Origin of the sequence: Nitrospirillum karajorum, assembly GCF_036348415.1 — a bacterium.
In the GTDB taxonomy this organism is placed as follows: domain Bacteria; phylum Pseudomonadota; class Alphaproteobacteria; order Azospirillales; family Azospirillaceae; genus Nitrospirillum; species Nitrospirillum amazonense_B.
In genome coordinates this window covers 1,658,577-1,671,424 of sequence record NZ_JAZBQB010000001.1, presented here as the reverse complement: position 1 = coordinate 1,671,424, position 12,848 = coordinate 1,658,577, and the positions used below count along the sequence as shown (strand labels likewise).

The following is a 12,848-nucleotide window of genomic DNA, read 5'->3' as shown; positions in this document are numbered from 1 at the left end:
GTCGAGCAAGACGCCATTGTGAAGCATGTAAACCGGCACGCGGCTTGGACGCCAATCGGCACAGCAAGCGCCTCATGCTATTCGAGACCGCGGGTCATTTAGAGCATAAAGGCGGATTTACATGAAACCGCCCCAACCAAAGCGGGCTGAATCCCACTTAAGGCTGTAAACGACAACGCAAGAAACAAAGAAGGGGAGAAAATGGTGCCCAGGGGCGGAATCGAACCACCGACACGGGGATTTTCAGTCCCCTGCTCTACCAACTGAGCTACCTGGGCATCCAGAAGAGCCTAGCGGACGCTAAGCCCCTGATCTCGCGTGGGTTTTTGCAACCCGTTGCCGTGGCGTTGGCGTCCGCGGCGCGTCGAGGTGGCTGTATGTAGACAAGTCCGGCGGGCTTGTCCAGCCTGTTGTTTCATTCTTTTGCGGATTTTTTTTAGAGGGTTGATTCAGAAGAGCTTTTGCGAGACGCGGCCGGTCCTGGGCTCAGTCCCGCTCGGCCCCGGGCGCGGTTTCGCCGTCCTCGTCCGTCTCTTCGGTGACGGGCACGCGGTAGCTTTCGTTCAGCCAGCGGCCCAGGTCGACGTCGGCGCAACGGGTGGAGCAGAAGGGCTTGGCCTCCGGCGCCGGCGGGCGGCCACAGATCGGGCAGGCGGCGCGGGACTTTCGGGGCTTCAGGGGAATGGGATCGTCGGTCATCACGGGCACCATCACTCACATCAAGGCGTCATCGTCGGGCAAAACTCCCGGGGCCGGCACGTCCGGCGCCACCAGATCCAGCAGGGAGGGGCCCCGCCGCTGGCGTGTCATTTCCACCAGGCCCAGGCGGGACATGCCATAAACCTGGGTATTGCCGGGATCGTCCGCCACCGCCCCGGTCAGCGCCAGGATCAGGCGCTCGCGGTCCGGCGGGCGCGACAGGTTGATGAAGTCCACCACCACGATGCCGCCGACATTGCGCAGACGCAGCTGGCGGGCGATTTCCGGCACCGCCGCCAGGTTGACGGCCAGGGGGTCGCCCTTTTCCCCGCCATTGACGTCGATGACGGTCAGGGCTTCCGTGCGCTCGATCACCAGGCTGCCTGTGGCGCCCCCCGCCTTGGCGCCGAACAGGGGCACGCGCGGGCGCAGCAGCTTGGCGATGGCGCCGTCCAGGTCGCCGCCATCGAACAGCGGCAGGCCGGTGCTGGCCCGCCTCAGGACCGGCAGCAGGTCACCGGCGCGGTCGTCGCACCAGCGGCGCAGCTCGGCATACAGGTCCTGACCGGACGCGGCGCGGTCATCCACCAGGATGGCGTCCACGGGCTGCCCCGTCTGTTCCATCAGCGCGCGGATGCCGGCGTGGGGTGCCGGCAGCAGCACGGCGGGGGGCCCGTCACCCGCCCGCGCGACGCCCCGCCAATCCAGCGCCAAGGCTTCAGCCTCCTGGGCCAGCCATACGGCCGGCACGGCGGCGGCGGCGGCGCGCACGATCCAGCCGCCAGCCCACCCCCCTGGCCCGCCCCGCCCCCCGGCGGGCACCGCATCCCGCACCACCGTGGTCAGGCGGGCGCGTTCGGCGGCGGCGCTGGCGCCCTGCCCCAAGCGCTTGGACACATGGATACCGGCCGCCAGCGGCGTATGGACCAGGAAACGGCCCGGCAGCGCCACGTCCATGGACAGGAGCGCGCCCTTGGCCGCCACCGGGTCGGCCTTGACCTGCACGATCACGGTCTGACCCGCGCGCAGCGTGGTGCCGATGGGCCCCTGGGGGCGAACGGCCGGACGGTCCTTGGGCTCGCCCTTGCCCCCCCGCCATGCTTGTCCGCCTGCGGCAGACGAACGTCGGCGCCGGGCAGCAGGCCATCCCGCCCTGTGCCGATGTCAACGAAGGCCGCGTTCATGCCGGCGACAATGCGGGTGACGCGACCGCGAATCACGGCGCCGGCCAAGGTGGGCCGGTCGGCACGGTCGATGTACAGGTCCGACAGCACGCCGTCGGTCAGCACAGCCGCGCGGCGCAGGGCTGGGCCCTGCGCCGGCGCGGTGATATCGATGTGGAGGTCACGGGCCATCAGGGCCGGCCCGTCAGGCGGCTACGGGGGACAGGGCCAGCGGGTCTATCCCAGCGGCGCGCAGCAGGGCCGCCGTTTCGAACAGGGACAGCCCCACGACATTGCTGTGGGAGCCCACCAGGCCGCGGGCGAACAGGGCGGCACGGCCCTGGATGGCATACCCGCCGGCCTTGCCCACGCCCTCGCCACAGGCGACATAGGCGTCGATCTCGGCCCGGCTCAACTTCTTGAACAGCACGGCGGTCTGCACCAGGCGGGAGCGCACCTTGCCGGTGGCATCCACCACACAGAGGCCGCCGAAGACGCGATGGCGCCGGCCCGACAAGAGTGCCAGGCACTGGCGCACGTCATCGGCGCTTTCCGCCTTGGGCAGGATGCGGCGACCACAGCCCACCACCGTATCGGCGGCGAGCACGACGGCGCCAGGGCTGCGGGCGGCCACCACCGCCGCCTTGGCCTTGGCCAGGCGCAGGGCGTGATGGGCGGGCAGCTCATCGGTCAGCGGGGTCTCGTCAATGTCGGCCGGGTCGATGTCCGCCGGCGTCACCCCGATCTGGGCCAGCAGTTCCCGGCGGCGCGGGGAACTGGACGCCAGCACCAGCGGCGGGATCCGCCACGGCGCTTGCCCCGTCCCGTCCGCTTGCACACGCACCATGGGGTACCGTCCGCTTACTTGAAGCGGAACGTGATGCGACCCTTGGTCAGGTCATAGGGCGTCATTTCGACGTTGACCCGGTCACCGGCCAGCACGCGGATGCGGTTCTTGCGCATCTTGCCCGAGGTGTGGGCCAGCACTTCGTGTTCGTTATCGAGCTTAACGCGGAACATCGCGTTCGGCAGCAGTTCGGTCACCGTGCCGGAAAACTCGATCAAATCCTCCTTCGACATAACTTCCTTTCAGGAAAAAACGGGTGGATTGCGGGATGCGCGCAATTTCGGCGACATAGGTGATGGCCCGGACGGTCGCGGTCAAGTGTTTTCCAGGCGATCACGAGATGGGCCGTCATGTTTTGCGCGGCACTGTGTCCAGCCCAACGCCCCGAGGGGGCCGGTTGGCCGGGTCGATACGGGCTGGCCTCACGGCTGGCCGCCCGGCTTTTTCTTGGGCTTGCCAGTGGCGTCCGCCTCCAGCGCCGCCTGGCGGTCGCGCCACAGCCAGGGCGCTTCCACCCGACCGCCCCACATGCCGGCGCGGTGGCTCATGGCCAACACCTGGACACTGTAATAGTCCGGCGACAGGGCGGTGTAGGCCAAGGCCCAGCCGGCACGCACCATGATGCCGGCGACGTCCCGCCCCCCACCGTACAGACGCCCAGGCGCCGCTGCTTGGGCGGGCTTTCCTTGGTGGTGCAGCGGACGATCTTGTCCTGGACGATGGCCTGCAATTCCTTCGTCGCCTGGGCGAAACAATCATAGCTGGCGCCGCGTCGATTCTGGCAGGTTTGGCCAGGATCGGGCGCATCGATGCCGTAAAGCTTGATCTCCCCGCCATCCACCAGCAGCGTATCCCCCTCCGTCGCCTGGGCATGGCCCTCGATCACGTCGCCGCCCCCGCCCACCGGCGGCGGCGGGGCGGCCAGGGCCGTGCCCCCGGCCAGGACGGCGAGCACCACGGGCATGGCCTTAAGGCAACGGGGCGTCTTCGGGTTCATCATGGACTTAGTATAACACCCCTTGGCCCATTGCGCAGGTTGCGGGATGGCCAGACCCCGCCCATTATCGCGCCCCTTGATCCTTATTCCGCCCCTCAAGCGGAATGAGGGAAGCGGGCCCGGACGGGCGCGCATGAGAGCCGCGCGCGTCCAAGCGGACCTGGACTGTTGCTGAGCCGGGGGCGGATGCACTATGCCGTCCGCCGACCCCTTTCCCGACGACTACATAGATAGGCTGGACCCATGACCCTCGCCGCCGTCCCCGCCCGTATGGACCTTGTCGCCCTGCTGGACGATGTCGCGGCGCTGGCGGTGGAGGCTGGGCTAGCGACCCTGCCGTTCTATGAAGGCGACGACGGCGCCACGTCCAAGGCCGATGGCAGCCCCGTCACCCTGGCCGACCACGCCGCCGAGGCCATCATCCTGCCCGGCTTGGCGCGACTGACGCCAACCATCCCCGCCGTATCGGAAGAGGCGGCGGAGCGCGGGGAGATCCCGGCCGTGACCGCACGCCAGCCCTTCTGGCTGGTGGACCCCCTGGATGGCACCAAGGAATTCATCAAGCGCAATGGCGAGTTCACGGTGAACATCGCGCTGGTGGACCAGGGCCAGCCGGTGCTGGGCGCGGTGTACGCCCCCGCCAGCGGCGAATTGTTCGCCGGGGCGTTGGCGCCCCAGCCCCTGGCCTGGCGCCAGCGTAACGGCGCCGGGCGCGAGGCCATCGCCTGCCGGCCACAGCCGCGCGCCGGCGTGACCGTCGTCTCCTCCCGCTCCCACGCCAACGACGCGGCGCTGGCGGATTACCTCAAAGCCTATTCGGTGGCCGAGACGCTGGCCTGCGGCAGTTCGGTCAAATTCTGCCGCATCGCCGAGGGCATCGCCGACCTCTATCCCCGCTTTGGCCCCACCTGCGAGTGGGATACGGCCGCCGGCCATGCCGTGCTGCTGGCCGCCGGCGGCGGCATGACCACCCCCGAAGGCGACCCCTTCCGCTACGGCAAGGCGGGTTTCCGTAACGGCCCCTTCATCGCCCACGGGAAGTAAGACGGCGGAAAGGGCATCCCCTGCCCTTTTGCGTAAATCTTAGAGCTAATGGACCCCTTGGCGCCCAGCTCTCAGACTACCTACATGTCTTTGATATGCAGGTGATTTGAGACGAGGGAGCCTTCGGCATGCTCTTGGCCAGCCTGTTCCGGTCCCTGATCAAGACCGGTCATATGACTCTGATCGACGCGTATCAGCGCCGCTACGAATTCGGCCGCCGCGACCCGGACGCCCTGCCGGGGGGCTCTGTCCCGGAAGCGTCGCGGATGGCGGCCCGGCGGCTTACGGCCCCATCACCATGCGGCTCACCGATCCGGCCCTGCACTGGAAGCTGGCCCTGGCACCGCGCCTGTACGCGGGCGAGGCTTACATGGACGGCACGCTGGTGATGGAGGAGGGCAGCATCTACGACCTGCTGGCCCTGGTCACCCGCAACAGCGGCTGGCAGCACATCGGCTGGTCCGACCATCTGATGGGCCCCATCGAGACCCTGACCCGCTATGCCCAGCAGTTCAATCCAGCGCACCGGTCCAAGGCCAATGTCGCCCACCATTACGACCTGTCGGGCAAGCTCTATTCCCTGTTCCTGGACAGCGACCGCCAATATTCCTGCGCCTATTTCCCGACGCCGGAAACGACGCTGGAAGAGGCGCAGAGCCTGAAGAAGCGCCACATCATCGCCAAGCTGCGGCTGCAGCCCGGCCACAAGGTGCTCGACATCGGCTGCGGCTGGGGCGGCATGGCGCTGGAGATCGCCCGCCAGGTTCCCGACGCCCGGATCATGGGCATCACCCTGTCGCAGGAGCAGTTGGCGGTGGCCCGTCAACGCGCGGCCGACGAGGGCCTGGCCGACCGCGTGCGGTTCGAACTGGTGGATTACCGCCACCTGAAGGACCAGGGCTATCTCGGTCATTTCGACCGCATCGTCTCGGTCGGCATGTTCGAGCATGTGGGCCTGCCCCATTACCCCGAATATTTCGCGGCGGTGCGCGACCTGATGACGCCGGAGGGGGTGGCCCTGATCCATTCCATCGGCCGGCTGGACGGGCCCGGGGCCACCAACCCCTGGATCCGCAAGTACATTTTCCCGGGCGGCTATGTTCCCGCCCTGTCGGAGGTGATGCCGGCGGTGGAGAAGGCGCGCATTGTCACCACCGACATCGAGATCCTGCGCCTGCATTACGCCGAAACCCTGCGCGCCTGGCGCCACCGCTTCCTGGCGCGCGCCGATGAGGCCGCCGCCCTGTATGACGACCGCTTCGTCCGCATGTGGGAATTCTACCTGGCGGGGTCGGAGTGCGCCTTCCGCTATCAAGGGCACATGGTGTTCCAAATCCAGTTGTCGAACGCGCTGGCGGCGGTGCCCCTGACCCGCGATTATATCCACAGGGCGGAAGAAGCGATGGCCCCCCGCTCCCGCAACCCGGCGATGGTGGCGGAATAGCGGGGAATCAAGGCTTAAGGGCGGGGCACGGCCGAGCGACTCCGCCTTTATCCCCGCGTTTATCCCCCTGTGGATAAAATCCATCCGCATGTTGCACTTGCCGTGGCCGCAGCGTCCGGCTATGCCATGCCTCCCCCGCTGCTAAACTCATGCCCATGGACACCAAGTTGACCGACCCGGCCGCCTCCACCGGTGCGTTGCCCTACCGCACGCCGCCCCATAATCTGGAGGCGGAACAGGCGCTGCTGGGCGCCGCCCTGGTCAACAACAAGGCCCTGGAAAAGGTGGCCGAGTTCCTGCGGCCGGAGCACTTCTTCGACCCGGCCAACGGCCGCGTCTTCGCCGCCATCGCCAAGCTGGTGGAACGCGGCCAGATCGCCAGCCCGCTGACGTTGAAAGCCTATTTCGAGCAGGATGCCGACCTGAAGGAGATCGGCGGCACCGAGTACCTGGCCCGCCTGGCCGCCGGTGTCGTCACCGTCAGCAACGCCGAGGACTACGGCCGCATCATCCACGACGCCTATCTGCGCCGGCAGCTGATCGACGTGGGCGAGGACATGGTCAACGCCGCGTACAAGCATGACCTGGACGTGGTCGCCACCGACCAGATCGAGGAGGCGGAAAAGCGGCTGTTCGACCTCGCCTCCACCGGCGACGCCCAGGGCGGCTTCGTCCCGTTCGAACGGTCGCTGAAGGCCGCCATCGAAATGGCGGAGGCGGCGTACAAGCGGTCCAGCCATGTCACCGGCGTCACCACCGGCCTGCGTGACCTGGACGGCAAGCTGGGCGGCCTGCACCCCTCGGACCTCATCATCCTGGCCGGCCGCCCCTCCATGGGTAAGACGGCGCTGGCCACCAACATCGCCTTCAACGCCGCCCGCGCCCACATGAAGAGCAGCGGCAAGGAGGGGGCGCCGGTCGGCTTCTTCTCCCTGGAAATGTCGGCGGAACAGCTGGCCACCCGTATTCTGGCCGACGAGGCCGAGGTCAGCGGCGACAAGATCCGCCGTGGCGAAATCCACGGCAGCGACTTCCCCCGCTTCATCGAGGCCAGCAACTACATCTCCAAGGTGCCGTTCTTCGTGGACGACACCCCGGCCCTGTCCATCACCGCCGTGCGCACCCGCGCCCGCCGCCTGAAGCGCACCCATGGCCTGGGCATGATCGTGGTCGACTACCTGCAGCTGCTGCGCGGCGGCGGGATCAATAAGACTGACAACCGCGTGCAGGAAATCTCCGAGATCACCCGGGGCCTGAAGGCCATCGCCAAGGAATTGGACCTGCCGGTGATCGCCCTGTCGCAGCTGTCGCGACAGGTGGAAAACCGCGAGGACAAGCGCCCGCAGCTGTCGGACCTGCGTGAATCCGGCTCCATCGAGCAGGACGCCGACGTGGTCATGTTCGTGTACCGCGAACAGTACTACCTGGAACGCGCCGAGCCCTCCCGCCGCCCGGAAGAGGCGGAGGACAAGTTCAACGACCGCTACCAGCGCTGGCAGCAGCGGCTGGAAGAGGTGCATGACACCGCCGAGGCCATCATCGCCAAGCAGCGCCACGGCCCCGTGGGCACCGTGCGCCTGCACTTCCATGGCGAATTCACCCGCTTCTCCGACCTCGACACCCACCATGCCCTGGCGGGCGCGGGCGACGATTACTGAGGAATCAGGCGTGTCGCCCATGGGGTTCCTGGATCAGGTGCCGGCCGGTGCCGGCGCCGTATTGACCATCGACCTGGAAGCCATCGCCGGCAACTGGCGGCGGCTGCGCGACCATGCCCAGCGGGCGGGCCGGATGGTGGAATGCGCCGGCGTGGTCAAGGCCGATGGCTATGGCCTGGGCGCCGTGCCCGTGGCGCGCGCGCTGCTGAAGGCCGGCTGCCGCACCTTCTTCGTCGCCGACCTGGAAGAGGCTGTGGCCCTGCGCGCCGCGCTGCCCACCGGCCCCGATGCCCGCATCCTGGTCCTGCACGGCCCGACGCCAGGCACGGAGCGGGATCTGGCCGCCCTGGGCCTGATACCCGTCCTGAACAGCCTGGATGATATCGACCGCTGGCGGTCCCTCGCAGCCGACCTGGGCCGCGACCTCCCCGCCGTCATCCACATCGATACCGGCATGAACCGCCTGGGACTGGACGACGGCGACGCCCGGCGCCTGGCCGGGGATACGGCCAGGCTGTCGGGCATCGCCCTGGCGGGCTGGATGAGCCACCTGGCCAGCGCGGACGTGGCGGGCGACGGCCTGAACGCCGAACAGGACGCCCGCTTCCGCGCCCATCTGTCCCGTCTGCCCCCCGCGCCGTCCAGCTTGGCCGCCTCCTCCGGCATTTTCCGCGAGGCGTCGCTGCTGCACGACATGGTGCGGCCGGGCGCCGCGCTCTACGGGGTGAACCCGACGCCGGAGGCCCCCAACCCCATGAGCCCGGCGCTGCGGCTGCTGGGGCGGGTGCTGCAGGTCCGCGACGTTCCCGCCGGGACCACCGTTGGCTATGGCGCCACCTATCGCACGCCGTCCCCTGCCCGGCTGGCCACCATCGCCGTGGGCTACGCCGATGGATATTTCCGCGCCCTGGGCTCGTCCGGCCACGTCACCATCGCCGGCGTGCGGGCCCCGGTCGTCGGGCGCATTTCCATGGATTTGCTGAGCGTGGACGCCAGCGACGTCCCGCCCGCCGCCCTGGTTCCCGGCGTGTTCGCCGAGTTGATTGGGCCTGACCGGCCGCTGGATGACGTGGCGGCCGACGCGGGAACGATAGGCTATGAGATCCTAACAGGGCTTGGCCGGAGGTTTTACCGCGTGTATCAGGGGGCGTGACCTTTTGCGGCGCACCCGGATGCGGAGCCGTTGGGCACGCCGGCGGTTGTGTATGGTAAGTCCCTTGAATGACTGAGGAGCGGAGCGGATGGGGTTCTTGAGCGGGATCGGCCGGGCCACCCTGGTGTTCCTGGCCGCAACCGGGCGGCTGGCCCTGTTCACGGCGCGCGCCTTGTCGCATTGCGTCCGTCCCCCCTACTATCCCCGCCTGCTGCTGCAGCAGATGCGGGAGATCGGCTACAACAGCCTGCCGGTGGTGGGCCTTACGGCCCTGTTCACCGGCATGGTGCTGGCGCTGCAGAGCTATACCGGCTTCGCCCGCTTCAACGCCTCCAGCGCCATCGCCACCGTGGTGGTGCTGTCCATCACCCGTGAGCTGGGTCCGGTCATGGCCGGGCTGATGGTGGCGGGCCGCGTGGGGGCCGCCATGGCGGCCGAGATCGGCACCATGCGGGTGACGGAACAGGTCGACGCGCTGACCACCCTGTCCACCAACCCGTTCAAGTACCTGGTGGCGCCCCGGCTGCTCGCGGGCACGCTCATGCTGCCCTGCCTGGTGCTGGTGGCCGACATCATCGGCGTCTTCGGCGGCTATGTCGTCAGCATCTACCGCCTGGGGTTCAACCCCGCCGCCTACCTGACCAGCACGGCCCAGTACCTTGAAACCATCGACGTGGTCTCAGGCCTGACGAAGGCGGCTGCCTTCGGTTTCATCATCGCGCTGATGGGCTGCTACAACGGCTACCATTCCAAGGGCGGCGCCCAGGGCGTGGGTGCGGCCACCACGCATGCCGTGGTTTCCGCCTCCATCATGATCCTGATGATCAACTATCTGCTGACGGGGCTGTTCTTCTCATGAGCACGGTATCCCCCCAATCCGCGACCCCTAAAATCGAACTGGTTGGCGTCAAGAAAGCCTTCGGCCCCAAGAAGGTGCTGGACGGCGTGGACCTCAGCGTGGCCAAGGGCAAGTCCTTCGTCATCATCGGCGGGTCGGGCACCGGCAAGTCGGTGATGCTGAAGTCCATCCTGGGGCTGCTGCGCCCGGACGCGGGCACCATCAAGGTCGATGGCGAGGAGACCACCCATATCGGCGGCCGCGCCCGCGACCGGGTCATGACCAAGTTCGGCATGCTGTTCCAGGGCGGCGCCCTGTTCGACAGCCTGCCCGTCTGGCAGAACGTGGCCTTCGGCCTGATCCAGGGCCAGGGCATGAAGCGCGCCCAGGCGCGTGAGATCGCCATCGAGAAGCTGGCCGCCGTGGGCCTGGGACCGGACGTGGCCAACCTGTCCCCGGCGGAACTGTCGGGCGGCATGCAAAAGCGCGTAAGCCTGGCCCGCGCCATCGCCACCACCCCCGAAATCATCTTCTTCGACGAGCCGACGACGGGCCTGGACCCGATCATGGCCGACGTCATCAACGACCTGATCGTGAAGTGCGTGCGCGACCTGGGCGCCACGGCGCTGACCATCACCCACGACATGGCCAGCGCCCGCAAAATCTCCGACCGCATCGGCATGCTGTACCAGGGCAAGCTGATCTGGCAGGGCCCAACGGACGCCATCGACGACAGCGGCAACGCCTACGTCGACCAGTTCATCCACGGCCGTGCCGATGGCCCGATCCAGATGCAGGTGAAGCTGGGGTAGGCGGCCCGCCGGCTCCCACGCAGCCCCCTTACGCGGCCACGCAGCCCCAGCCGGCAACGGCGATCTCGGCCGGCAGATCGCCGTCCCCCGCCTGCCACCCCGCCGCCCAGGCGTAGGCGGCGGACATGTCGGCGAAGGCCCGCAGGTCATGGCCGCCGATGAACAGCCGCGCCAAATTCAGCAGGAACCGCACGCCGGTGTTGTGGCTGACCACCGCCGCACGGCCACCGGCGCGGCCGCGCCGAGCCTCTCCCAGGACGGCCCCCATGCGGCGTATGGCGGCCGGCGACACATCGCCGACGTGAAGCCGCAAGTCGGTCACGCTGTTCCAAGTGGCGACATCCGCGTTCCAGGCCAGCATTTCCTCCATGTAATCGGCGATGATGTCGCCGGTCACATCCTCCATGACCAAGAGGCAAACGATCCGAGATAAAGGAAATAATTTATGATGTATTTTATACATTTCCGCACTGCCACCGGAAACGACGATAGCGGTATAGGTAACATGACCGAAAATTGAAAGTTGTGACCATTTCACTGGTCAAGCTTTCAGGAACCGGGCACCACACCTACATAAGTAGCGATATCCCCGCGCCAATACTGAAAGTTGGCCAAGCCTCGGTCGCTCAGTCGACGTCCCCCGCCTCATCCGGGGTGATGGGTTGGAAGTCCGCACGGTTATAGCGATGGCCCCGCTTCACCGTGTAGACGACGCTGCGCAGGTTGGCGATGTCCTGGGTCGGGTCCTTGGCCACGAATACGAGGTTGGCCAGCTTCCCCGCCGTCACCGTGCCCATGCGCATATCCAAGTCCAAGACGCGGGCCCCCATTTGGGTGCCGGCCTGGATGGCGGCCAGGGGGAGAACCCGGCCCGACGAACCAACAGTTCCAGTTCCTCATGCAGGGCTGGATAGGCGTCGGCGGCCGGTGTTTCCCAGTCCGTGCCGGCGGAAATGGCGACGCCGGCGTCATGCGCCTGCCGGGTGATGCGGGCCGCCAGGTCACCCGGACAGTAGGAGCCCGGCGGGTTGGGCTTGCCCGCCCAGCGCTTGTCGCCCTCGGCGTAGACCCGCAGGGTGGCGTCCAGCATCGTGCCGTGGCGCTTCATGGCCTCGAACAGGGTGGCCATGACGGGGTCGGGGTTGGCGATGCGCGCCGGGTCCACGGGCGCGCGATCGTGATACTGCGTCGGCTTCTCCGGCAGCGCCTGATAGGCCAGCATGCAGGCATGGGACAGCACGTCCACGCCCGCCTCGATCTCCTCCGCCGGGGTTGCCGGAAAGACCATGGCATGGGCCCAGACGCGAAAGCCCTGGGCATGGGCCTGCCGCGTGATCCCCGCCACCAGGTCGGCGGACAGGTTGGCGTAAATCTTGACGCCGCTGGCGCCGGTGCCCCGCGCCAAGGCCACCGCCAGCTTCAGGTCGGTATCCGGGGTAATGGCCTGCATCCAGGGCACCTGCCCCGCCGTGGCGCCCTGGGCGGAGGCCGCCGTGCGCGGGTCCTTGAAGAAGCTGGGGCCGGCCATGAGCGCGGCGTAGTTGATGTCCGGTGCTGGAATGTCCCCCAGCAGGGCCGCGCGCGCCAGATCGGCAAGGACACGCGTGTCGCCCGCCATGTCCCGTTCCGCCGTGACGCCACCGTACAGCGCTCGGCGCAGCAGCGCCTCTTCGGTGCGGCGGTTGGGCACGGTGGCCAAGTGGACATGGGTGTCGATCAATCCCGGCAGGACGTAAAGACCCCGGACATCGATCACCACGGCCCCCTTGGCCAGGCTTGCCGGCACCTGCCCCGTGGGCGCCACCAGCGCGATGTCCTGCCCCCGGGTCACGACATCCATGCCAGGCTGCGGCGCCGTGCCGGTACCGTCGATCACGGTGGCCCCGCGATAGATCACCACCGCGGTCGGCGCCACCCCTCCATCAGCCGCGCTGGCGGACGTCACCCCCGCCGCACCAGCCAGCAGCGTCAGGATCGTCAAGGCGCGGCGCGCCATGGTCATGATGCTTTTCAAGGTGGAACATCCTGAGGGGAACGGCAGGCGGCGACTGTGGGCGCAGCGCCGGCGGCTGTCAATTCACCGGCCACCGGCCGCATCATCACGCTGCGGACCCCGCACCATTCTGTCGTGCGTCCGGCGGGGCCCTACCCCCTAAATCTGGTGGCTGTATAACCGGCGCCGGGGTGGCGGTT

General features: G+C 68.0%; 16 protein-coding genes and 1 tRNA gene. 6 read left to right on the top strand and 11 right to left on the bottom strand.

What is annotated here, in order from left to right; translation table 11 throughout:
• Positions 1–202: 202 nt before the first annotated feature.
• From UCD39_RS07370 to UCD39_RS07335, 8 genes are all read right to left on the bottom strand, one after another.
• Positions 203–278: transfer RNA gene (locus UCD39_RS07370), tRNA-Phe, on the bottom strand.
• Positions 279–486: 208 nt separating this feature from the next.
• Entirely contained in the window at positions 487–699 is a 213-nt protein-coding gene (locus UCD39_RS07365; protein WP_330495381.1) for a DNA gyrase inhibitor YacG, read from the bottom strand.
• A 15-nt stretch (positions 700–714) separates the two neighbouring features.
• Positions 715–1,710: a ribonuclease E/G gene (locus UCD39_RS07360; protein ID WP_330495380.1), complete on the bottom strand. Its 996-nt coding sequence runs from the start codon at positions 1,708–1,710 to the stop codon at positions 715–717.
• Positions 1,707–2,054 (bottom strand): hypothetical protein, encoded by a 348-nt coding sequence (locus UCD39_RS07355; protein WP_330495379.1) that lies wholly within the window; start codon positions 2,052–2,054, stop codon positions 1,707–1,709. Before UCD39_RS07355 ends, UCD39_RS07360 begins: the two co-directional genes overlap by 4 nt.
• A gap of 13 nt (positions 2,055–2,067) precedes the next feature.
• Positions 2,068–2,709 carry a Maf family protein gene (locus UCD39_RS07350; RefSeq protein ID WP_330495378.1) on the bottom strand — a complete coding sequence of 214 codons (642 nt, stop codon included), beginning with the start codon at positions 2,707–2,709 and terminating at the stop codon, positions 2,068–2,070.
• A 14-nt stretch (positions 2,710–2,723) separates the two neighbouring features.
• Positions 2,724–2,942, bottom strand: a complete 219-nt coding sequence (gene infA / locus UCD39_RS07345; protein ID WP_044559220.1) for a translation initiation factor IF-1 — start codon at positions 2,940–2,942, stop codon at positions 2,724–2,726.
• 189 nt (positions 2,943–3,131) lie between these two features.
• Positions 3,132–3,257, bottom strand: a complete 126-nt coding sequence (locus UCD39_RS07340; RefSeq protein ID WP_330495377.1) for a hypothetical protein — start codon at positions 3,255–3,257, stop codon at positions 3,132–3,134.
• Positions 3,254–3,667, bottom strand: coding sequence for a thermonuclease family protein (locus tag UCD39_RS07335; protein ID WP_330495376.1), 414 nt, complete (start codon positions 3,665–3,667; stop codon positions 3,254–3,256). Before UCD39_RS07335 ends, UCD39_RS07340 begins: the two co-directional genes overlap by 4 nt.
• A gap of 282 nt (positions 3,668–3,949) precedes the next feature.
• On the opposite strand from UCD39_RS07335, the gene cysQ reads away from it, so the two are divergent.
• The 6 genes from cysQ to UCD39_RS07305 all read left to right on the top strand — a co-directional run bounded on the left by cysQ (position 3,950) and on the right by UCD39_RS07305 (position 10,655).
• Positions 3,950–4,750 carry a 3'(2'),5'-bisphosphate nucleotidase CysQ gene (gene cysQ, locus UCD39_RS07330; protein WP_330495375.1) on the top strand — a complete coding sequence of 267 codons (801 nt, stop codon included), beginning with the start codon at positions 3,950–3,952 and terminating at the stop codon, positions 4,748–4,750.
• A gap of 298 nt (positions 4,751–5,048) precedes the next feature.
• Positions 5,049–6,194 (top strand): class I SAM-dependent methyltransferase, encoded by a 1,146-nt coding sequence (locus UCD39_RS07325; protein ID WP_330495374.1) that lies wholly within the window; start codon positions 5,049–5,051, stop codon positions 6,192–6,194.
• A gap of 155 nt (positions 6,195–6,349) precedes the next feature.
• Positions 6,350–7,852 carry a replicative DNA helicase gene (locus UCD39_RS07320; RefSeq protein WP_330495373.1) on the top strand — a complete coding sequence of 501 codons (1,503 nt, stop codon included), beginning with the start codon at positions 6,350–6,352 and terminating at the stop codon, positions 7,850–7,852.
• 19 nt (positions 7,853–7,871) lie between these two features.
• Positions 7,872–9,005 (top strand): alanine racemase, encoded by a 1,134-nt coding sequence (gene alr / locus UCD39_RS07315; protein ID WP_330495372.1) that lies wholly within the window; start codon positions 7,872–7,874, stop codon positions 9,003–9,005.
• A gap of 88 nt (positions 9,006–9,093) precedes the next feature.
• The gene (locus UCD39_RS07310) at positions 9,094–9,864 is read left to right on the top strand and encodes an MlaE family ABC transporter permease (RefSeq protein WP_330495371.1); all 771 of its coding nucleotides are present in this window, start codon (positions 9,094–9,096) and stop codon (positions 9,862–9,864) included.
• Positions 9,861–10,655: an ABC transporter ATP-binding protein gene (locus UCD39_RS07305; protein WP_330495370.1), complete on the top strand. Its 795-nt coding sequence runs from the start codon at positions 9,861–9,863 to the stop codon at positions 10,653–10,655. Before UCD39_RS07310 ends, UCD39_RS07305 begins: the two co-directional genes overlap by 4 nt.
• Before the next feature lie 28 nt (positions 10,656–10,683).
• Here the strand turns inward: UCD39_RS07305 and UCD39_RS07300 are convergent, their stop codons facing one another.
• From UCD39_RS07300 to UCD39_RS07290, 3 genes are all read right to left on the bottom strand, one after another.
• Positions 10,684–11,067, bottom strand: coding sequence for a hypothetical protein (locus tag UCD39_RS07300; protein WP_330495369.1), 384 nt, complete (start codon positions 11,065–11,067; stop codon positions 10,684–10,686).
• Positions 11,068–11,281: 214 nt separating this feature from the next.
• On the bottom strand, positions 11,282–11,485 hold the full coding sequence (locus tag UCD39_RS07295) for a hypothetical protein (protein WP_330495368.1): 204 nt from the start codon (positions 11,483–11,485) through the stop codon (positions 11,282–11,284).
• A complete protein-coding gene (locus UCD39_RS07290; protein WP_330495367.1) occupies positions 11,440–12,669 on the bottom strand; it encodes an amidohydrolase family protein in 1,230 nt (409 codons plus the stop codon). The genes UCD39_RS07295 and UCD39_RS07290 overlap by 46 nt, the downstream gene beginning before the upstream one ends.
• Between the last annotated feature and the right edge of the window lie 179 nt (positions 12,670–12,848).

What these genes read in the sequence shown, in the direction of transcription:
- UCD39_RS07365 (WP_330495381.1), bottom strand. Translation starts at nt 699, where the DNA reads ATGACCGACGATCCCATTCCCCTGAAGCCCCGAAAGTCCCGCGCCGCC.
- UCD39_RS07355 (WP_330495379.1), bottom strand. Translation starts at nt 2,054, where the DNA reads ATGGCCCGTGACCTCCACATCGATATCACCGCGCCGGCGCAGGGCCCA.
- UCD39_RS07350 (WP_330495378.1), bottom strand. Translation starts at nt 2,709, where the DNA reads ATGGTGCGTGTGCAAGCGGACGGGACGGGGCAAGCGCCGTGGCGGATC.
- infA (WP_044559220.1), bottom strand. Translation starts at nt 2,942, where the DNA reads ATGTCGAAGGAGGATTTGATCGAGTTTTCCGGCACGGTGACCGAACTG.
- UCD39_RS07340 (WP_330495377.1), bottom strand. Translation starts at nt 3,257, where the DNA reads ATGAGCCACCGCGCCGGCATGTGGGGCGGTCGGGTGGAAGCGCCCTGG.
- cysQ (WP_330495375.1), top strand. Translation starts at nt 3,950, where the DNA reads ATGACCCTCGCCGCCGTCCCCGCCCGTATGGACCTTGTCGCCCTGCTG.
- UCD39_RS07325 (WP_330495374.1), top strand. Translation starts at nt 5,049, where the DNA reads ATGCGGCTCACCGATCCGGCCCTGCACTGGAAGCTGGCCCTGGCACCG.
- UCD39_RS07320 (WP_330495373.1), top strand. Translation starts at nt 6,350, where the DNA reads ATGGACACCAAGTTGACCGACCCGGCCGCCTCCACCGGTGCGTTGCCC.
- alr (WP_330495372.1), top strand. Translation starts at nt 7,872, where the DNA reads ATGGGGTTCCTGGATCAGGTGCCGGCCGGTGCCGGCGCCGTATTGACC.
- UCD39_RS07310 (WP_330495371.1), top strand. Translation starts at nt 9,094, where the DNA reads ATGGGGTTCTTGAGCGGGATCGGCCGGGCCACCCTGGTGTTCCTGGCC.
- UCD39_RS07305 (WP_330495370.1), top strand. Translation starts at nt 9,861, where the DNA reads ATGAGCACGGTATCCCCCCAATCCGCGACCCCTAAAATCGAACTGGTT.
- UCD39_RS07295 (WP_330495368.1), bottom strand. Translation starts at nt 11,485, where the DNA reads ATGGGGGCCCGCGTCTTGGACTTGGATATGCGCATGGGCACGGTGACG.